This window comes from Clostridium sp. UBA1056, from assembly GCA_002316385.1.
Taxonomy (GTDB): Bacteria; Bacillota; Clostridia; order Clostridiales; family Clostridiaceae; genus Clostridium_J.
In genome coordinates this window covers 1-20,933 of record DCDL01000058.1, presented here as the reverse complement: position 1 = coordinate 20,933, position 20,933 = coordinate 1, and the positions used below count along the sequence as shown (strand labels likewise).

The 20,933-nt window shown below is 30.0% G+C and carries 20 protein-coding genes; 11 read left to right on the top strand and 9 right to left on the bottom strand.

All coding sequences use genetic code 11. The features are described 5' to 3' along the window. Window positions 1–128: 128 nt before the first annotated feature. Both B3W71_RS15510 and B3W71_RS15505 read right to left on the bottom strand, forming a co-directional pair. Window positions 129–1,217 (bottom strand): hypothetical protein, encoded by a 1,089-nt coding sequence (locus B3W71_RS15510; protein ID WP_346889849.1) that lies wholly within the window; start codon window positions 1,215–1,217, stop codon window positions 129–131. 94 nt (window positions 1,218–1,311) lie between these two features. Beyond that, a complete protein-coding gene (locus B3W71_RS15505; protein WP_346889848.1) occupies window positions 1,312–1,881 on the bottom strand; it encodes a GNAT family protein in 570 nt (189 codons plus the stop codon). Between the two features lie 363 nt (window positions 1,882–2,244). Between B3W71_RS15505 and B3W71_RS15500 the strand changes: the two genes are divergently transcribed. The 3 genes from B3W71_RS15500 to B3W71_RS15490 all read left to right on the top strand — a co-directional run bounded on the left by B3W71_RS15500 (window position 2,245) and on the right by B3W71_RS15490 (window position 6,407). Further along, a complete protein-coding gene (locus tag B3W71_RS15500; protein WP_346889847.1) occupies window positions 2,245–4,629 on the top strand; it encodes a cation-translocating P-type ATPase in 2,385 nt (794 codons plus the stop codon). A gap of 622 nt (window positions 4,630–5,251) precedes the next feature. After that, window positions 5,252–5,797, top strand: coding sequence for a CD3072 family TudS-related putative desulfidase (locus B3W71_RS15495; RefSeq protein WP_346889846.1), 546 nt, complete (start codon window positions 5,252–5,254; stop codon window positions 5,795–5,797). A gap of 19 nt (window positions 5,798–5,816) precedes the next feature. Next, the gene (locus B3W71_RS15490) at window positions 5,817–6,407 is read left to right on the top strand and encodes a CD3073 family putative ECF transporter S component (RefSeq protein ID WP_346889845.1); all 591 of its coding nucleotides are present in this window, start codon (window positions 5,817–5,819) and stop codon (window positions 6,405–6,407) included. A 266-nt stretch (window positions 6,408–6,673) separates the two neighbouring features. On the opposite strand, the gene B3W71_RS15485 is transcribed toward B3W71_RS15490, so the two are convergent. From B3W71_RS15485 to B3W71_RS15465, 5 genes are all read right to left on the bottom strand, one after another. Further along, window positions 6,674–6,817 (bottom strand): DUF6440 family protein, encoded by a 144-nt coding sequence (locus B3W71_RS15485; RefSeq protein ID WP_346889844.1) that lies wholly within the window; start codon window positions 6,815–6,817, stop codon window positions 6,674–6,676. A gap of 164 nt (window positions 6,818–6,981) precedes the next feature. Further along, window positions 6,982–7,449: a hypothetical protein gene (locus B3W71_RS15480; protein WP_346889843.1), complete on the bottom strand. Its 468-nt coding sequence runs from the start codon at window positions 7,447–7,449 to the stop codon at window positions 6,982–6,984. Continuing rightward, window positions 7,439–7,912, bottom strand: coding sequence for a DUF3990 domain-containing protein (locus B3W71_RS15475; RefSeq protein WP_346889842.1), 474 nt, complete (start codon window positions 7,910–7,912; stop codon window positions 7,439–7,441). Before B3W71_RS15475 ends, B3W71_RS15480 begins: the two co-directional genes overlap by 11 nt. 52 nt (window positions 7,913–7,964) lie before the next feature. Next, window positions 7,965–8,552, bottom strand: a complete 588-nt coding sequence (locus B3W71_RS15470) for a hypothetical protein (RefSeq protein WP_346889841.1) — start codon at window positions 8,550–8,552, stop codon at window positions 7,965–7,967. Next, window positions 8,545–9,300 carry an AAA family ATPase gene (locus B3W71_RS15465; protein WP_346889840.1) on the bottom strand — a complete coding sequence of 252 codons (756 nt, stop codon included), beginning with the start codon at window positions 9,298–9,300 and terminating at the stop codon, window positions 8,545–8,547. The genes B3W71_RS15470 and B3W71_RS15465 overlap by 8 nt, the downstream gene beginning before the upstream one ends. A 1,171-nt stretch (window positions 9,301–10,471) precedes the next feature. On the opposite strand from B3W71_RS15465, the gene B3W71_RS15460 reads away from it, so the two are divergent. The 4 genes from B3W71_RS15460 to B3W71_RS15445 all read left to right on the top strand — a co-directional run bounded on the left by B3W71_RS15460 (window position 10,472) and on the right by B3W71_RS15445 (window position 14,394). Then, window positions 10,472–10,744, top strand: coding sequence for a CD3324 family protein (locus B3W71_RS15460; protein ID WP_346889839.1), 273 nt, complete (start codon window positions 10,472–10,474; stop codon window positions 10,742–10,744). Window positions 10,745–10,935: 191 nt separating this feature from the next. After that, a complete protein-coding gene (locus tag B3W71_RS15455; RefSeq protein WP_346889838.1) occupies window positions 10,936–11,895 on the top strand; it encodes a GNAT family N-acetyltransferase in 960 nt (319 codons plus the stop codon). 573 nt (window positions 11,896–12,468) lie between these two features. Next, window positions 12,469–12,972, top strand: coding sequence for a GNAT family N-acetyltransferase (locus B3W71_RS15450; RefSeq protein ID WP_346889837.1), 504 nt, complete (start codon window positions 12,469–12,471; stop codon window positions 12,970–12,972). Between the two features lie 240 nt (window positions 12,973–13,212). Next, the gene (locus B3W71_RS15445) at window positions 13,213–14,394 is read left to right on the top strand and encodes an SDR family NAD(P)-dependent oxidoreductase (protein ID WP_346889836.1); all 1,182 of its coding nucleotides are present in this window, start codon (window positions 13,213–13,215) and stop codon (window positions 14,392–14,394) included. A 372-nt stretch (window positions 14,395–14,766) separates the two neighbouring features. Here the strand turns inward: B3W71_RS15445 and B3W71_RS15440 are convergent, their stop codons facing one another. Beyond that, window positions 14,767–15,603, bottom strand: a complete 837-nt coding sequence (locus B3W71_RS15440) for a class I SAM-dependent methyltransferase (RefSeq protein ID WP_346889835.1) — start codon at window positions 15,601–15,603, stop codon at window positions 14,767–14,769. A 301-nt stretch (window positions 15,604–15,904) separates the two neighbouring features. Here B3W71_RS15440 and B3W71_RS15435 point away from each other — a divergent pair, with 301 nt between their 5' ends. The 3 genes from B3W71_RS15435 (at window position 15,905) to B3W71_RS15425 (ending at window position 18,331) form a co-directional block, all read left to right on the top strand. Next, window positions 15,905–16,495 carry a putative glycolipid-binding domain-containing protein gene (locus B3W71_RS15435; protein WP_346889834.1) on the top strand — a complete coding sequence of 197 codons (591 nt, stop codon included), beginning with the start codon at window positions 15,905–15,907 and terminating at the stop codon, window positions 16,493–16,495. A gap of 896 nt (window positions 16,496–17,391) precedes the next feature. Continuing rightward, window positions 17,392–17,724 (top strand): PadR family transcriptional regulator, encoded by a 333-nt coding sequence (locus B3W71_RS15430; protein ID WP_346889833.1) that lies wholly within the window; start codon window positions 17,392–17,394, stop codon window positions 17,722–17,724. Further along, entirely contained in the window at window positions 17,717–18,331 is a 615-nt protein-coding gene (locus tag B3W71_RS15425; RefSeq protein WP_346889832.1) for a DUF1048 domain-containing protein, read from the top strand. The genes B3W71_RS15430 and B3W71_RS15425 overlap by 8 nt, the downstream gene beginning before the upstream one ends. Window positions 18,332–18,389: 58 nt before the next feature. Here the strand turns inward: B3W71_RS15425 and B3W71_RS15420 are convergent, their stop codons facing one another. Beyond that, the gene (locus B3W71_RS15420; RefSeq protein ID WP_346889831.1) at window positions 18,390–19,655 is read right to left on the bottom strand and encodes a M20/M25/M40 family metallo-hydrolase; all 1,266 of its coding nucleotides are present in this window, start codon (window positions 19,653–19,655) and stop codon (window positions 18,390–18,392) included. Window positions 19,656–19,985: 330 nt separating this feature from the next. Here B3W71_RS15420 and B3W71_RS15415 point away from each other — a divergent pair. Next, the coding region (locus B3W71_RS15415) for a C40 family peptidase (protein ID WP_346889830.1) at window positions 19,986–20,933 on the top strand (948 nt) is incomplete at its 3' end.

Genomic DNA, 20,933 nt, shown 5'->3' with positions numbered 1-20,933 from the left:
AGTATGGTACATTTGAGGAACTAATGAGTGCTAAAGGTTATTTCTATAGTTTATATACTGTTAATAATTAATTGTATTAACTTTAAAGGGAAAAGACTTTACATGATAAAAATTATGAAATTATCAATTTATTTATAGGTAAAAGATATTGAAGGAATAAATGAACTTGGAATTTCAAAAACTTTGCTTATTTTCATTTTATCAAAGTTATAACAATACAAAGCATTTGGATAAACTGTTATTCCTGAAATGTTTTTTTCACTTGTTCCAGTAGGAATAGCAGCAAAGTAGATATTTTTTTCATCAGAACTAAGAGCTGCGATAAAAGGTTGAGAAATTTGAGAGACTTCATTGGTTTTTTTGACCTGTTCTTCAGTTAATAAGTTCTCTATCTTATTTTTATTTATATCTAACTTATAGAATCCTTTTTCATTATCATGTAGTCCCGCTCCACCTAGTATGATAAAATCTTTTGATTTCGAAAATGAGATTGAGTCTACACTTACAGCCTTTATCTCAGATATAACTTTTTTATTGCTCCCCTCCATATCCATTTCTATAATAGAGTAGTTGATTTTTTCAGAATTATTTTGTTCTTTAAATTTCGTTTTTATAAATTCTTCAAAAGAAAATGTTAATGCAATTATTTTATTGTCACGCACATCAAAATCTTGCACAGCAACATCAGGATCTAATTCAATACTCCTTCCATTTTTACCATTTATATCCACTATTGATATCTGAGGAACAGGAGAAGTTTTACCTCCGCTCTTTGCAAGTATTATGTTTCCTTCTTCGTCACCGAAATGCAAATTAAATTGGCCTAAAGGGTCATCAGTAACCTGATAAGTTTCATTATCAGGTATATTAAGTTTAAATATATCCCATGGGTTGTTCCCAATAGCATCAGAATAAATTAAAATATCTCCAGCAGCATTAACTTTACCTTTTATCATTGGATATCTATCACTTACTAACTTTTGTTTCCTTTGATCTTTAGTATCTATCATCCATAACTCACTTTTACTATCGGGCTTAGTAACAGTTACAACTATCCATTCGCCATTACTATAAGAAGATCTGCTTGTTGATGTCCTATTACTTACTTTGTTAAAAATAAGTAATATAGAAGCAGTAAAGACAATTAAACTTAGTAATACATATTTAATGTGAATACTTTTAAAAGTTAATATACACCACTTTTTTTTAAATATCAAAATGTAACACCTCTAGAATATTTGTTTATTTCTTTATTCTATATGCTGCTTGTTACAAAAACATTCGTTGAATTTAGTATACTTATAATACTAATCAATCTGTATTATTTATGACATAAACCATGTTGTCTGTCCATGTATCAGATTCAAAGATAAATCCTTTTCGGATACACTCAAGCTTCACTCCAGCTGCTTCTGCTGTCTTTTGAGAAGCTATATTATCCAAATTTATATGTGCCTCTATTCTATGAAAGCCAAGTTCCTTAAAAGCTATATCAATTGCTAACTTTAACATCTCACTTCCATAGCCATTACCCCAATACTGATTTAATAGCCAATACCCAACCTCTGCCCACTGAAAATTCTTCCGCAAAATAGTTTTTATAATAACACCGCCGATATAGCTACCATCCTCTTTCTTAAAAGTACGAAACAAATATGCTTTATCACCTTTTGCATACTGTATTAATGTATCTACATTGTTTTTGCAAAAAGTTTCTGTATAAATATCTGCAAGTTCGAGTTCTTCATCATCATATTTGTTTTGCTGTACTTTCTGCCCCTTTAGACCGTCTCTAATTGCTACAAAATCCTCTTCTCTCGTTGGATGGATTACAATTCTCTGGGTTTCTCTACTAATACTCATAAAATCTACTGACTGCATTTTTCCACCTCACACAATTAAATAATAATTATCTGCCTTTTATACAAGTGCATATTTATATTTTATACCACTTATCCACCAGATACTAATATGTATTACATATATTGGGTAATTTTTCTTCAATACTTTACAATATATATCATAAAATTCATGTTCTACTTTAGTTCATAGTGTATCTTTGTTTTTATTGTATATAATAAAACTATATATTTTACGATTAATATGAGTAACTGATGATTAGCTGAATAGTTATATTAAGGCATATTCAAAAAATAAATAAGTCAGAATGCTCGTATATTTGACTTGTTATTTATTTTCAGATGCCTAATTTTAGATTTTTATAATAAGGAGTTAAATAGATATATGGATAGAAATTTAGAAACTCAGGATGAAGTAGTTGATAATGAAAAAGTAGAGTCAAAAGTTGTAGGTCTAACCGAAGAAGAAGTGCAGGAAAGAATTAAAAAAGGACAGGTAAATATACTTCCTAAAGCACCCTCAAGGACAATAGGACAAATAATAAAGGCAAACTTATTTACTCTTTTTAATGCTATAAATGCAGTGCTGGCGGTAATTGTAATAACTGCAGGTTCTCCTAAAAATGCACTTTTTGCAGGGGTTATACTAAGTAATACTTTATTAGGAATAATACAAGAACTTAGGGCTAAGGCCACACTAGAAAAGCTCTCTGTACTTAATATGTCTAAGGTTAAGGTTATTAGAGATGGAGAGGATAAGGAGATATATGTAGAAGAGCTAGTTTTAGATGATGTAATGATTTTAACTCCAGGAGATCAAATAATAGCAGACGGAGTAGTTCTTAAAGATAGTGAATTTGAAGTAGATGAATCACTATTAACTGGAGAAGCAGATTCTGTTGGAAAAAAAGAAAATACTAATCTTCTATCAGGAAGCTTTATAGTGGCAGGAGAGGGCTATGCCAAAGTAATCAATGTAGGAGCTAATACATATGCCACAAAACTTGCAGATGAGGCAAGAAAGTTTAAATTAATTAATTCAGAGCTTCAAGGAGCCACAAATAAAATATTAAAGATAATAATGTGGTTAATAATCCCAATAGGAGGGCTATTGGTAACAACTCAAATTCTTTTTAGTGAGAGAAGTTGGCAGGAAGCAGTAATAGGGACTACAGCTGGAATAATTGGAATGGTTCCAGAAGGAATGGTCTTATTAACAAGCTTAACTTTTGTTGTAGGTGTAGTTAGATTATCCAAGTGGAAAACTCTTGTTCAAGAACTGCCAGCTACAGAGATTTTAGCTAGAGTTGATGTGCTCTGTTTGGATAAAACAGGGACTTTAACAGAGGGAGCTTTAAAGTTAATTGATGTTGTGGTCCTAGGCGAAAGAGACAAAAAAGATATAGACGATATATTATCAGCTGTAGTTCATGCATTTCCTCACACGAATCCAACTCAACATGCAATTTTAGAAAGGTATAGTACTTCATCAAACTTAAATATATTAAAAAAGGTACCTTTTTCATCAGCTAGAAAATGGAGTGGAATAACCATTGAATATAAAGGGAATTGGGTATTAGGGGCTCCAGAAATGATTTTAGGAGATGCATATGAGGATATAAGAGAACAGGTTGAGAAAGAAGCAGTGAAGGGAAGAAGAGTATTATTATTAGCTAATTTTAATGAAGAAGAATTAAGTGAAAAATTACCTAATAATATTGAGAAAGGAGCTCTTATATTAATAGAGGATATAATTAGAGAAGAAGCTCCAAAAACATTAGAATATTTTAGAAAAGAAGGAGTTGCTTTAAAGATAATTTCTGGGGATAATCCAGTTACAGTTGCTGCAGTATCAGAGAGGGCTGGAGTCTTAGGAGCTAAAAATTATGTTGATGCTAGAACTTTGCCAGAGGCCAAAGAGGCGTTAGAGAAGATGGTTGAGGAGAATACTGTATTCGGAAGGGTTACTCCTCATCAGAAGAGAGAATTAGTTAAAGCTCTTCAGTCAAAGGGGCACACAGTTGCAATGACTGGAGATGGAGTTAATGATGTATTAGCATTAAAGGAGTCAGATTGTGGTATAGCTATGGCATCAGGTAGTGATGCAACAAAGGCAGTAGCTCAATTAGTTTTGCTTGATTCTAACTTTAGTGCTTTGCCTGAAATAGTATCAGAGGGAAGAAAGATGATAAATAACATTGAAAAAGTATCAGAGTTGTATTTAACTAAGGCAATGAATTTTATAATCCTATCTACTATATTTGCAATAGCACTTCTGCCTTACCCTATAATGCCAATACAACTAACTCTTATAGGATCTATTTCAATAGGAATTCCTTCTTTCTTTTTAGCATTAGGACCTAATAAGGATAGAGTAGAAAAAGGATTTCTAAAGAGGATATTACAAGTTTCCATTCCTAATGGAGTGGTAATAGCATTGAGTACAGTAACCATATTTATTCTTGCATATACTGCAGGCCTTTCATTAGAGGAATGTAGAACATTATCTGTAATAGTTGCAGGTGGAATAGGTCTTGTAGTATTAGCTAGAGTAGCTTATCCTTTAAGCATTTGGAAACTAGCTCTAGTGTTAAGTATGATTGGTGTTTTCATAATAAGTTTTATAATTCCTTCAGCAAGAAAGATATTCATATTTACTCCTGTAAGTGGTGTATTTATATTTGTAGCATTATTTCTAGTAGCATTATCTTGGCCACTGATAACTTTAATTACAGGAACAGTAAAGAAGATCGGAGAAAAAAGATACTAGTATTTTACATAAGCAATAAGTAACTATTCAGCTAAATAATATATGTGATGTCTCATTCTAAAATGCTAAGCATTTTAAAATTAAATAACTGTTCCTTAACCTCTTCAGTAGGGTTAAGTGCTACTAAACTAAGGGATGTCCAACTTTTAATCACTTTATATGAAAAATGGCTTTGAAGTTTAATCAAAGCCATTGAAAAGTTTTATTTGTAGCATTTTTATTACATGATTTGAAACATTTTTTGAGTCAATATTTGTGTTGTTATTTGTAATGATATTTGTAACATATTCTGTTATTTCTTTTGTACATTCTCTATCTTATTATTTGTATTATTTTAGCAAGATTAATATATTATCTTTTTTATTTTATTGATATTAAGCGTAAAATACCTTTACATAAAAAGTTATCCCTTATTGTAAAATAATTTATCTAATTTACAATAAGGGATAACTTTTAAATCTATGTATGACAAAAATATGTAGAACACTTCAAATGCTATAGATATTTACTATGGATGGTTTTGGACCTATCCATATTTTCAATTTTCAAACACTTACAATGTGTGTTATATTTTAAATGGCTGTAAGATAATAGAATATTATTTATTATAAGGAGATTGATCATGGAGAAAAAGAAAATTGTTTTCGTAAGTCATTGTGTGTTAAATACAGCTTCAAAAGTTCTTTCTAATGTAAAAGAAGGTATTACTGAAGAAGAAATAGCAAGAAAGAATTTTTTATGTAAAGCAATTAAAGAAGACCTACATATTATTCAATTGCCTTGTCCTGAATTTAATTTATATGGCTCTAATCGTTGGGGGCATACAAAGGAGCAATTTGATAATCCATTTTTCAGAGACAATTGTAGGAGAATGCTGGAACCTTACATATTACAAATGAAAGAGTATGTAAATTCATCAGATAAATTCGAAGTTCTTGGTGTTATTGGCATTGATGGAAGTCCAAGCTGTGGTGTAAATATTACATGTTTCGGTGAGTGGGGTGGTGAGTTTTCAAGCCATGATGATATTAATGCAGTAATACAAAGAGTTTATGTAAAGGAAGAAAAAGGCGTTTTTATGGAGGTGTTAGAAGGGATGATTCATGAAAATGGAATAAATATAACTATAGTTGGATTAAAGGAAGGATTAAATAGAATAATTATATGAATATAAGGGGGAGTTATAAATGAATAAAAGAATTTCAAACACATCGATACTTATGCTTTCTGCCCTTGCAATTGCACTTAATATTGTATTAGGTATTATAACAAGTTCACTTAAATTACCACTTTATCTAGATACTATAGGAACCGTATTTATTGCAATTTACTTTGGACCATGGTATGGTGCAGCAGTTGGTGGCTTAAGCAATTTTTTAGCTAGCATCTTAATGAATCCACAAGGAATTCCATTTATGATAGTTAGTATTATAATTGGTCTTGTAGTAGGATTTGTATTTAGAAAGATTAAATTTACGTTTATTTCATCACTAATCATAGGACTTATACTTAGCGTTGTAGCACCTTTAATTGGAACTCCAATTGGGATATATGTATATGGTGGTCTTACAGGAACTATATCTGATATTGCAGTAATGTGGATAAAACAAAGTGGAGCAAGCATTTTTACCGCTTCTTTTATTCCTAAAGTATTTAACAATCTTATTGATAAGGTTGGAACTTGTATAATTCTCTATTTCGTTATTTCAGCGTTACCTGCAACTTTTAAACCACAGAATTTTACCGAATTGGACATGACTAAATTTGTAGAGAGCTAGTAAAGTTCATGCATACTGCCAAAATTGAAAGGCATATAATTATATCTAACACCGTTGAAAAAAGATGATTTCTGCTTAATAACAGAAATCATCCTTCACATTAAAATACTTTTTAATAACCTTATTCTATTAATTTTATATCCACTATTGCATTAATGAACTTTAAACTATATTTTGAATTAGCCCCTTATAGCAAACATCTGAAAAATTGAGGTAGGTTCAAGTTATCCTGTAATAGACTGAAGAGTATATTTCTACATAAAATATTATGCTCCTTTAGTTATAATTGGTCTTCCATCAGAGTCTAATAATACTGTTAATCCACCTGAAGTACCGTTACTAGCATACAAATAGTTAACTCCCATTTCGTTATCTGTAACAATTTTACAATAAGTAAAAGTTAAATGCAATTTTTAATTACTTTATATGAAAATGGCTTTGAAATTTAATCAAAGCCATTGAAAAGTTTTATTCCTAAGTAATCTTGATAATCTTCTAAAACATACATAGGATCAACAGTATGATAAATCTTATAGTTTCTTATCAAATGTTCAACTCCATCTTCTCCACTTACCTAAATCGTCAGCATTTCCCCTGCTTTATAGCTTTCGTATATACATTCTGGACTAGAAAAGTAGAAACCAATTACATAATCATCTATGCACTCTGCTATATAAGAATTATAAACCTCTATTAAAATTTCTAACTTGTCACTATTAAATTCGTTATCGCAAAGAGGCATAATTAATCTCATATAAATCTTACCTACATCCCAAAATGAAGGAACCCTATACTCTTCTTCTTCACATTCCTTAACATTATCAAAGGTTCCATTTACTATTTTATAGTCCCTTATAAGTTCATCTGCAACGGCATCTATATTCTCTGAATGTAGTACGTCTGCAAATTCATATATAAAGTCAATGCCCTTTGCACCTAGCATATTAACTATATATGCTCTTTTATTTTTAGTTAACCTACCTATATACTCGATAATAGAGCAGGTAAAAAATAAATCATTATCAAATTTATCATTTCTCATATAATTCACTTCCTCTCCACTCTAAACAACTTAATGCCTTTTCACTACAGAAGCATAATTGATGGGTTGGATACCTAAACTTAGCTAATTCCCAAAATACATGTCTAGGAATAACTCCACTTATATAGTCATTAATATAGTTATATATTTCATCATCAGCCATAGGGCCTTCCACTATATCATAGGAATGAGGTTTACCATTTCTACAAGATATAATAAAATCTAACCATTCTTCCGTCATAACATTAAATCTTAAGGTATTTAAATCTTTAGTTTTTATATAGTCATAATTATAAGTACTTACATAACCTTTGGATTTTCCTTTTCTAATTGCCCATCTTATAGCTTGCTTCTTTATATTTGTGCAGTAAAAACCTTCACCAAAATCCTTGTAAAATTTACTTTCTTTAATAAGCTGAGGTGATTTTATTTCTATATTACTTCCATGGTATATTTCAAACATAAAATTCTCCTCCATCTTTTTATATCATTGTATTTATTATTAACTTATTATATTATTTCTTATTTCCCTTATTAAGTATTTCTGTTAATACACTGTTTAAAACTAAGTCAACAAATTCAGCTTTTTTCATTCCAGATAATTTAGAGCATACTTCTATTTTATCTATGGTATCTTGTCTTAAATGATAAGCACATCTAGTGGCTAATTCATCACTGGAATAAGTGCTTTCAAGGGTTTTATTTCCTATCTTTATAGACTTTACATGAGTTATCTTAGGTGTTCTATTTGTAACAATTTTTGTTACATCATTTGCAACTTCTTTTGTTTCATTATTTGTAATATTATTTATAACACTTTCTGTATTATTATTTGTATCAATATTTGTATTATCTATTGAATCATTATCTTTAACATTATCTGTGTCATCTATTATATCACTCTCTTTAACACTCTCTATATCATTTGTGTTACTTTTTTGTTTACTTTTCTGTGATTTCTTTTGTACACTTTCTGTTTTGCTATTTGTATCATCTTCAGTTTCATTATTATTACCTGAACTTGATACAAAGGCACTCATAACTCCTTTGATAACCTTTGGAGTTTCTTTTTCTCTCTTATCTAAACTTGCTCTCTTACTCATGGCTAACAATCTCCTTTGCTATACTCATATAAGCTTGTGCTCCCTCAAAGTTATCTCCCTCTGTTTCAAAAATACTACTCATATTTAGACAGGCATCAGGGAATTTAATACTTCTTTTAATAAAGTCCTCAAAGACAGGATATCTCTCCTTTAATGCTGCTACCACTTCATTATGATGTTTAGTTCTACCATCATACATAGTAACTACTACTCCTAAAAATTCTAATTTCTTATTCCACTCTTTAACTTCCTCTAATGTTGAATTTAATATTTCTAATCCTTTAAGGGCAAAGAAAGTAGGATCTGTTGGTGCGATTACATAATCAGCAGCCATTAAGCTATTAATAGTTAAAATTCCTAAGCTAGGAGAGTTGTCTATTATTATATAGTCATATTCCTCTTCAAGGGCCTTAATCTTATTTTTTAGTATATATTCTCTCCCCATTTTATTAATTATAGTGAACTCAGCCCTAGATAATTCTATACTACTTGTTACTATCCATAAATTTTCTATGTGAGTGGCACATATAGTTTCTTCTATTGGAGTATCCTCAATTAAAACATTATTTATGCTGACCATTCTTTCTAAAGGATCTATTCCAAAGTTAACACTTAAACTTGCCTGAGGATCTAAGTCAATCATTAATACCTTTTTTCCAAGCTTAGTCAATGCAACTGCAATATTAAGTGTAGTGGTAGTCTTAGCTACACCACCTTTATTATTAGTAATACTTATTATCTTTCTCATCACGTTACCTCCTAACATTTGTACATACTTTGTAACAAAAATGTTTCAATCTATGTGTAGATTATAACACATAACTTTTATCATTTCATGTGTAATAAAAAATATTATAGTTATATAATGCGAAATAAAAATTATTTTAATATAATATATATAAATGGAAGTTTAAAGTAATGATTATTTATATTTTATGAGGGGGGATAAAATGGATAACTTAGATATACTCAGAGTGAAAAAACTATATTTATAGGTGATGCTGATTGTGGAGATTGTTATAATCTAAATGGACAATATGATAAATTAAAATTGAAATCTTATATCGAATTTATTCAAGAACTCAATTTTAACAAATATGTTGTAGGTCATGATAAACCTGAATCTAAAGAGACTGCAATTAGGTATTTGTATGAGCGACTATCCAAATAGTATTAATAAATTACAAATAAAAGTAGTAATATTAGGCTTATTTATGTAAACCTAAATTACTATTTTTTCATTATTGATACTTTTGTAATGTACTATGATAAACCTCTACTAAATGAAGGCCATAAAAATATATTAAAATATAGAATATCCTTTTATAAAAAAGATTGTATGATTAAAAAAGTTAACAACTAATTTAAGTCGATAAAGAGCTAGATACCGCTTGGTATCTAGCTCTTTATCCTTTTATTATCAATCTTTTTAACAACTCTCATTATTAATTTTTTTATTAAAATATGTGTAATATTCGATACATTTATTGTTACAATTACTGTACATACCTTTTAACAAATATATCACAAATTATGTTATAGATACTAAACAAACAATGTACTTATTTTGAAATATGTTTAGTTTCAGAATAAGTACATATAATGAAATAACTTTGTCTCAAATATTATACATATTAAATAACATTCTATTGCACAATATCTAACACATACTATTCACCATTTCATGATAATGATATAGTTGCCATTTATAATTTACACATGATAAATAATTGAAATAAACTTAAAATTCATGTATAATATTATTTAAAATATTTATAAATTAACAATTATGTTATTTATTTCAATGGAGGTATTGCTTGTACAAAAAAAGTTCATTATGCATAGCAAAGGCTATTGCATAATAAAATATGAAATAGCCTTTGCTCAATCCTAATAAATAAGTTACTAGGAGGAGTAAAATGAGCTATAAAAGGGCATCAGATATTTTACCGAAAGAATTAATCGATATAATTCAAGACTATGTTGACGGTGAATATATCTATATACCAAGAAAAGAATGCAATAAAAAGTCATGGGGAGACAAAACAAAGAGTAAAGATGAAGTATATAAAAGAAATCTGACAATTTATGATAAATACAAAAGCGGCATATCAGTGAAAAAGCTTTCGGAAATATACTATTTGTCACCTAACTGGATTCATAGAATAATTGCAAAATTAAACGTAGAATAGTTATTAGAAGGCACTATAAAGAATATTTTATGGTGCTTTTTTGTTTATGAAAAGAATTAGCATTAATAATTAAGATATACATTTGATATACTCATCTTGTGGTACAAAATTACAAATTAAGAGATCCTAGGATATAAAAATAAAAAGATTAACTATTAGAAAATTTAATGCTAATGATTGGAGTGACTTGTATGAATAAAGAATTACAAATAAGTAATATGACGGACTTAGATATTGAAGAGGCAGAGAAAATTTGGGTAGCTCAGTGTGAGTGCTACTGTAATGATGGTAGTTTTCCTTCCTATTGGAAAGAGCAAAGGGAACTGTTAGAAAAATTTCTTAAGATGAAAATAAAGAATCAAAGCGCTATTGTCGCAAAGATAGAGAATAGGGTCGTAGGTTTTTTAGCATATGATGTATTCCCCTTCAATGGAGAAAACTCAGTATTTTGCCCAGCTATAGGACATGCATCTATTGAAGAATACAAGGAAATTGTATATCAAGCAATATATAAAAGTATTTCGCAGGAATGGGTTAATAAAAATATTTTTAACCATATGTGGACAATATTTTATAACGATAATAAGTTAAAAAGCATACTATTTGACTTAGGATATGGCTCATATTTAATAGATGCATTTAGCGATTGCAATATTAAATGTAGTGAAAAAAATACACATGATATTAGAAAAGCTACTACTAAAGATACGAATGTTTTATATGAACTTGTAGAGGAATCAAATCAATATTACTCTTCAGCACCTTTATTCCTAAAAAGAGATGAGTTAACTTTAAAAGAGATTGAAGAACTAATATTAAAGAATAATGTGTTTATAGCATGGGACAAAGAAACACCAATTGGTTTTATGAATTTAAGTATTGCTGACAATAATAACTTTATTGATTTGTCTGTGAAAAATTGCGGCTTAATAGATGAAATTGGTGCTTATATAAAATTAGAATATAGAAATAAAAAAATAGGCAGCGAACTATTACAAACTGTAAATGACTATTGTAGAGAGGTTAATTCTAAATATATTCATGTGGATTTTGAAACATGTAATTTATATGGTAATAAATTTCGGAAAAAATATTTTAATCCAATGCTATTATCTATGAGAAGAACGATTAACAAAAATATAAATGACTAGGAATAAATTTACAACTAGTAAATATTATGCTACTTTATAAGTGTAATAGTATGATTATGGAAGGTGGAATGTCGTCCAGCTATCTTAGTGTTATATAACCACATAGCATAAGACGCATGGAGAGGTAGAATAAAATCATAAAATTAAATAGGTTGGTGTACTGATTATTAATAGTTAATTATTTAATAACGGTTTATTTATAATGCCAATATATTTAGTCATGATTTTATATTTACTCTCAGCGCGAATTTTGCAACCTTTTTACTGTGAAAGTCGTAGAATAAATCTGCGACTTTTTTATTTTGCCTAGAATTATACTATTACATTTATTTTAGAAAAAAGAAAGGATGTTAAATATATATTTTACCATAATAGTACATGGATAGTTATGATGTCTTTTATATCATTTTCAAATCACTAATGTATTTGTTTTTATAAGTAACCAGAATAATTTAACTATAGAGTTATAAATTGATATATAATTATCTTGTAAACACTAAATGTTATTGCCAATTTTGAAGTATATTGGAAGTAATACTTTAGATGGTAAATTTTATCATAGGAGGATAAGAAATGATTCAATTACGAAAAATTGATGGAGATAATATTGAGGAAGTTATATCTCTTGAAGTCGAAGAAAATCAAAAAGAATTTTTAGAAACAACTAATCTTAGAAGTTTTGCAGACGCTCATGCGATGAATTCAGACGGAACCCCAGCGAATCCATTAGCCATTTATGTCGATGATGTTTTGATAGGATTTGTGATGTACGTTTATGATATACTTGACCATGAAACATTTGAAAATATGTATTTTTACGAAAAAAAGAGTTACTTTATTTCTCACTTTATGATTGGAAAAGACTTTCAAGGCAAAGGATACGGAAAGGAATCTTTTGCAGAAACTTTAAGAAACATTGAAACTATGCCTTATGGAGAAGCTGAATATATAGTTCTTTTTTATAACATAAACAATGTTAAAGCTAAAACATTATATTCTTCATTTTCTTTTACAGAAACAGGTATTATAATGGATAATTCCATGTTGGCAATCAAAAATTTAGATTTGAAAATATAAGTGCTGTAGAAATTAATATTCATAAATATATCAGAATATCCGAGTTCTATTAAAGTAGTTGGAAACTGTAAGTTAGTTTTTTATTAAACTAATATATAAACAGGAATGTATAAAGGCTTATACAGCATACCAAAATGATATAGGGAACAGGATAATAAACGGGCTTGACGAAGTGGAAAAGCAACAGCTTGTTGTGTTACTGAAAAAATATCATCTTATATGATTGGGAGGTAACAGATTATGAACAGAAAATTGGACTGTAACATTTTAGCGGGAAGAATTGTCCTATTAACAGGCGCAGGCGGTGGTATCGGTTTTGAAGCCGCAAAGGCATTTTCTGAAATGGGGGCAAAAATTCTTATCGTAGAAGTCAACAGGGAAAAAGGTACACAGGCAGCCGAATATATCAACGAGATTCATTTCAATTCAGCGGAATTTTTTCATGCCGATTTATCCGATGAATCGGCAACCAAGCAATTATGTGAAGACATATTAACGAAATATGGGTGCCCTGATATTATTTTTAACAACGCCACTGTTGCCATAATTGGCAGTATCGGAACTATCAATATTATGGATTGGGATCAGAGCTACGCAATAAACCTGAAAGCCCCGATTCTGCTTACAACGCTGTTTTTACATCAAATGAAGAATAGGGATAGCGGTTGTATCGTGTTTGTTTCTTCCTCTGGAGCGGCGCCATATTTAGGAGCATATGAGATTTTCAAGACGGCACAAGTAGAATTTTCCAATACACTGGCTATGGAATTGGAAGGGACGAATGTTTCCGCCTATACCATTAGCCCTGGTTTGGTAAAAACAAACACAGCGGAAAAAAGCATAGAAATCGTTGCTTCTAATATGGGGATGACGGTAGATGAATTTTATCAGATGAATGCGTCGCATATTTTAGATGTCACAGACGCAGGCGTTGGCTTTGCTGTATCTGTCCTAAAGGCAAAAGAATATCATGGGCAGGAAATTTCATCCATACAGGCTCTCAATGATTTTGACGTACAGGTGAAAGAACCCGTCATTATGGAGGAAAAATGTAGCATTTCCCCTTTGGCAATTGAACTTATAAGTAAAATCATCAGTACATTTCAAGAACAATATGAAGGCTGGCGGAATATGAATATTTTTGAACGTCAGTGGGTACTCAGGGATTTTAAAAAGCACATGGGAATTTCAGCGGATACACTTCAAAACGAATTTCTGAAATTCAGAAATGAGATAAACAGTGAAGCAGGGATACAAAGCATATCGAGAAATATTTTTGAAAAGTTGCAGTACTATTGGGAACATCAGCTAAAGCTGTTACAGGGATACGAAAAAAATAGCGAACGCCTTGCTGAAAATAGCAAAACGATTTCCGAATGGATTACCGATATTAAAACGCTTCTTACTATGTTCGGTTACTAAACTATGAAGAAACATGAGTGGTTATTATGTCCTGCTTGTGGGCGGTGCAGCGCCAAAGGATGTGCAGGCGCTTCTCGGACACGCCGATGTGAGTACCACGATGAAAATCTTCCAGGTGAATTTACTGTTATAGCAAAGAAATGTAAGTAAATTTGTTAAGAAAGAAGTGCTAACCTTGTGAGGATGAAGCACTTCTTTCTTTGCTTTTAACTTCTATATCAAGACCAAGGAACTTAAGTAAGAGTCCAAATCTTTGATTTGGTTACTCGAACTTACTCATTTGAACGCATGTGAGAAGGAGTTTCCTTTACTAAAGCGAATGTGAGTCGAGTTTCCTAAGTAATGTATAAAAAGATTATACTTTAGTAGAGGTTAAGGCTTTACTGCTAAATATAAATCCATTGTATCAGAAAGAGCAAACTTTCCGCCATTACCGTCAATTGCTTCCTTTATTTCTTTTCCAAAAAGTATTCTTATGTTCTCCGGCAATGCTATTTGGTCGCAATAGGTACTGATTAATGATATATAGCTTTCAGAGTCATATGTTAATGTCTGATGATACGACCTATATATTACATCAGCAAATCCGTATTGTTTAATTGCATTCGCTTGCCACAGACATTTTTCTTCGCTGTGCGGTGTCGGAGGTCCCATCGAGGTCAAAGTCTGCCTGTATTTATCATGGACTTTATCCAAACTGATGCTTTTGTCGGCATAAAAAGCATGTCTGTATTTATCATAGACCTTATCCATTGCAGCAGCTACATGGGCATATCCTTGTGCGTGAAATAGAGAATGACCAAACTTTGCAAACACTCCACCGCTTTTCAAAAGCTGATAAACTTTTGGAAAGCCTATTTCCGGCGTTATCCATTGAAAAGCAGATGCAGAATAAATTAAGTCATAAGAATTATTGTCAAGGATAATACTTTCAAAATCCTCATTGATTACATCGAAATTTTCAAATTCCGAAAACTTTGCCTTTGTGAACGCTGCCATTTTGTTCCCCAATTCAACAGCAGTAACCTTACAGCCAGTCTTCAAAAAAGGTAATGTAGCCTGGCCTGTACCAATACCTATTTCAAGTGCATTTTTACTGCTGTTTAAGCCTGTAAATTTTATTACATCGTCAAACAGTTCCTCTACATACAGTGGGCGCATTCTGTCATATTCCGATGCAACTTCGTTAAATGTAAGGCGTAAATCCATTTCAATACCTCCGTAAAATATAAATAATAGATAGTTCGTTTAAAAATATAATTAACATTAAGTTACAGTTAATCTGCATTCCAATTATATTATTAATTCCAATATAATGTATGCATATATGCAAATATCGGTTCTCTTTCTCTATAGTCTGCTGTTTTTGTATAATCATGGGCTACATTGCATTGAATCCTTCGATTAAATGTGTTTATGATATTATGCTAACATCAATATAATGTTTTAACATGGACATATAAAAATATATTTAGTATAATTAATGAGAACAGATGTTTGTAATAGGGAGATGGGATTAATGAAAGAAGAAAATAAAATTATAATGAACGCAATGTGGGAGAAATTTAGTGAGACAGGATTGGAGCATTTATTCCTATTGAAAGATAATGAATATATTACGGCAAATTCAGTCATTCTAACAACGCAAGATGATATGCCAGTTCGAATATCATATACTATACACTGTAGTTTAGACTGGAAGGTTTATAAATTTCATATGAAAGTATTTGATGATAACTATAGAGATATGGTATTGCAATCAGATGGAAGTGGAAATTGGACAACAGATACCGGCAAACTGTTGAAAAATTTAGAAGGCTGTATAGATATTGATATTTCTGCTACACCTTTTACGAATACAATTCCAATTAGGCGGTTATCATTAAAATCTGGAGAATCAAGAGAAATCAAAGTAGTTTATATTGATATTTACAATTTTAGTATAACACCTGTAAAACAGCGTTATACCTACTTGAAATCAAATGTAGACGGTTATAAATACAGATATGAAAATTTAGATAGTGGATTTATGGCAGAATTTTTTGTAGATAAAGAAGGATTTGTTATAGATTATCCAGATTTATTTAAACGAATTTTTTAATACGAAAAGTTTAAAAATAATGTTGACTTCTAAAGCTCTTTTACTATATTGACCTATTGTGCTAGTTAAAGACATCATAGATAATAATATTATTTATATTTCACTTTTATTCATACATAGAAAGGTAGATAACACCAACTTCCAATGAATGGACCAACATTTTAAAATGTTAAAATTTTAAAATGTTAAATATTTAAATAGTTTCCATTATAACTTTTTAAAAAGTTATAATGCTATATATAATGTTATATATATGAACTAAATAATTCTTTTATGAAAATTACTAAATTCACCTAGCAGAGCAAGTTATATTATCTTATAAGGGGTGAGAGAATAAATAGTTTTACTTCCTACCACCATAAGTATCAGAAAATGAAGGTTATACAAATATATTAAAGTATGGAATAGCCTTTTATAAAAAAGATTGTATGATTAAAAAAGTATTAACAACTAACTTAAGTGGATAAAGAGCTAGATACCAAGTAGCATCTAGCCCTTTATCCTTTTATCATCAGCTTTTTCATAGCTTTCATTATTAATTTTCATCTTGATATATACATATTTTGAAACAAATATTGTTACAACCACTGTACATATTATGTTATAAATATATTACAATTTATATACTAAATATATATCAAAATAAGTACATATTTAGTACATATAATGAAATACTTTTATCTCAAATATTATACATATTACTTAACATTCTATGATACATAATCTAACACATAATATTTGCCATTTCATGAGTAATAAATATATCAACCTATTAAGTATTGATATTACTATCTTAGGGGTTCTTTTCTATTTTGGTTTATATATACCTTGCAATGCAAAGTATAATTGAATATAATATTAATACACTTTGTATTACAAGGTAAGGAGGGATTACTTTGAATAATAATTCTCAAATTCTTAAGGGAATTCTTGAAGGCTGTATACTAAGTATAATTTATAGACAAGAGACATATGGTTATGAGCTATTAACAAAACTAAAAGAAAGTGGGTTTGAAGATATTGTAGAGGGAACACTGTATCCATTGCTGCTTAGGCTTGAAAAAAATGAATTAATAATTTCTGAAAAAAAGAAATCACCTACAGGAGTAAATAGAAAATACTATAAATTATCAGATAGAGGGACCCTTGAACTTAAAAACTTTATAAACTACTGGGGAAAGCTGTATGTTGATGTGAATAATATTATAGGGGGAATTGCAGATGAGTAGTGACGTGTTAAAAGGTGAATATAAAGATACATACACAAATATAGTAATGTATTTATCAATTAGTAATATACCTAATGACTTTCTAAATGAAGTGAGTGAAGATGTAAAAGACTTATTAGTAAATGCACAAAATGACGAAATGGATGTAAAAAATATTATTGGTAATAATATTGAAGATTTTTGTAAAGAAATAATAAAGACAAAGAAATTTAAGAATCAATCAGTATTTAATGTAGTTAAGAGTATTAACTTAGCATTATTTATGTCGGCAATAACATCATTAGGATATTACTTAATAAATATCCCAATGACATTAAATGTGATATTTATGTTTATAATTGATTATCTCTTCTTTACATTTATTTTTGGTAGAGGATTAAGGAAAGCAGTACTAAAAGGTAAAGATAATGTAAAAAAAATTGCTATCATATTACTTTTATTTGTTTTATTTCTAATAGCAGGATCAATTTTAAATTATATATTACTTACAATGTATGTTATAAACATAGATTCTTTATATACAGCTATGGTGCTATTAATTACAATGGTAGGTATTCATATAGTAGCTAAAGTTTTGAGAGATAGGAAGATTAAGATATTGAATTAGAGTATATAAAGGCTTACATCAAGGGATGTAAGCCTTTATTGCTATTTTTTCCATTCAATTAATCTTCTTTTTTAGGTTCTTTACCAAAGTATTTATCTAATTCTTTTCTCATGTTATCTGGAATCTTTCTTTCAATGGGAAATACTACAGAGTTTATAATTAATTCGCTGAATTCTCTAGTTATAATAGTAGTTTTTTCTAAGGCTTCAGCACTTAAAAAATCAATAACATCGTTGCGAGTGTGGATGAATGCTCCACCTTCAGGTGCAAAACGGCAGAAGGCAACAGAAGGAATTCCTGCATCAGCGAAGGCTGTTGAATCACTTGAGTATATATCCTGTTCAACCTTAAGTGGGAAGCCTTTAATTTTAGCCATATGATCTATATAATCAACTAAGCTTTTTTCAGCAGTAACTAGCGCCTCCTCTTCTCCAAGAATGGAGCCTCCCACATCTACATTAATCATTAGAAGATGTTTTTTTAGTTCTTCCTCATGAGCCTTTAAATAAGCTTGGCTACCAAGAAGTCCAACTTCTTCAGAGCCATACCATATAAACTTTACAGTTCTTATTGGTGGATTTTCTTTAAAATGTCTAAGCAGTTCCATTATAATAACTGAACCAGCCCCATTGTCATATACACCTGTACTGAAAGGAACACTATCATAATGAGCACCGAAAGATATTATCTCATCAGGGTATTTAGAACCTTCTAAGGTTACAATAACATTATGGGAAGTAAGTTCTATATCTTCAGTAATTAATTCTACTTTCACTTTAGATGCTTTGTTTTTAACCATATGGAAGCAATCTTTCATGCGCATATTTAAAGTAGGTACTTTTCCATATTGTGTATTCTTTTCACGCATTCTAGCTACAGTAATATCAGTTTTATCTTCTTCATCTATGGCAGTACCACACATGGTGATATAGCCCGCGATACCAGATTTTATAAGTTTTTTATAAAGCTTAGGATCTGGACGCTTATTTATAAGTACAAATTTTCCTTTAAGGTCAACTAAATTTGCATCAAGTCCATCTTCTATATATACAAAATCTGTAGTTATCCCACCTTCAGGTGTACTAATTGAGCAGTTATATGGTGTAATCTCATATTCCTTTTCATAGGGCTCAACTATCTTTAGTGAGGCTTTCTTAATTTTAGAAGTAGGAATTTTAAAATCTTCTAAGTATGCCTTACATCCTATTGAGGATATTTCTTCTAGTAGAATGTTTGCGGCTTTTAACTCTTCTTCTGAGCCGCCAGTTCGTATAAAACCAATTTTCTTTAAAAGTTCAAATTCTCTTTGACTATTTATTGCCATAACATTTCCCCCCCGTGTATGTACTTATATATAGTATACCAGAATTGAAAGAAAATTCAAAATAGCAATAAAGGCCATCTATTATAGGATTGGTAGCAATCTTTACAGAGATAAATATTAAGAAGTTATAAAAGTGAATTATTTAAGTAAGGAAGAGGGAATGAAAAAAGAAGTTTTCTCTTCTTTTATATTGAAGTTATTAGAGAAAATAATTTAACTGATTTTTACAGATACACAATATCAAAGTACGACAAATTACATTGTATCCATTTGACTTTTTTGTATTATATATTATAATAATGTTAAAATATGAAATAAGGGGGAGATATTATGAAATCAAAAATAAAATTCTTTAGACTACTCTCTATAGTAATGGCTACTTTTTTAATATTCCAAGCTTTTCCTGCTAAAAAAGTGTTTGCAACAACTATTGCTGATCAGGTTATAGCAGAAGCTGAAAAATATATGGGGGTTCCTTATGTTTGGGGTGGAAAAACTCCTAGTGGGTTCGATTGTTCTGGATTTGTCTGGTACGTATTTAAACAATTTGGATATACACTAGAGCCTCCGACTACAACTCAAGTGAAGTATGGTACTAATGTATCGTTTAGTAACTTAAAAAAAGGTGATCTAATATTTTTTGATGATACCTATGATGGACCTAATCCAACTCATGTTGGTATATATGCAGGAAATGGTGAGATGATTCATGCTAGTGATACTAAGGGTATCACTCGTGCTAATATCAACACCAGTTATTGGAAGGACCATTTTGCAACTGGAAGAAGAATTCTTAGTGATGTTCCTGAACCAGGAACACCTGACACTCTAATAGGTGCTGTTGATATTTATGCTGATAGTGAAGCTAAAGTTAAAATTGGTACTTTAAATGCTGGAACAAATGTAAAGGTAGAGGCTTATTATTCTAAATTAACGTCTATTTATTACAATGATACTCATGTTTATATAGCGACTTCAGCCCTTAAATCTAAAGCTAAATCAGTAAAATTCGAAGAAAGTAAACCAATTTATGGTGATAGTAATTTTTCTAAAGTAATAGATAATTTAACTGCAGGTTCTTCTTTCTATATTAGTGATGAATATAGTGATAGCTACAGGATATATTATCAGAATTCTTTTGCTTATGTAAAAAAGGATAAAGGAACACCTGATACTTTAATAGGTGCTGTTGATATATATGCTGATAGTGAAGCTAAAGTTAAAATTGGTACTTTAAATGTTGGAACAAATGTAAGGGTAGAGGCTTATTATTCTAAA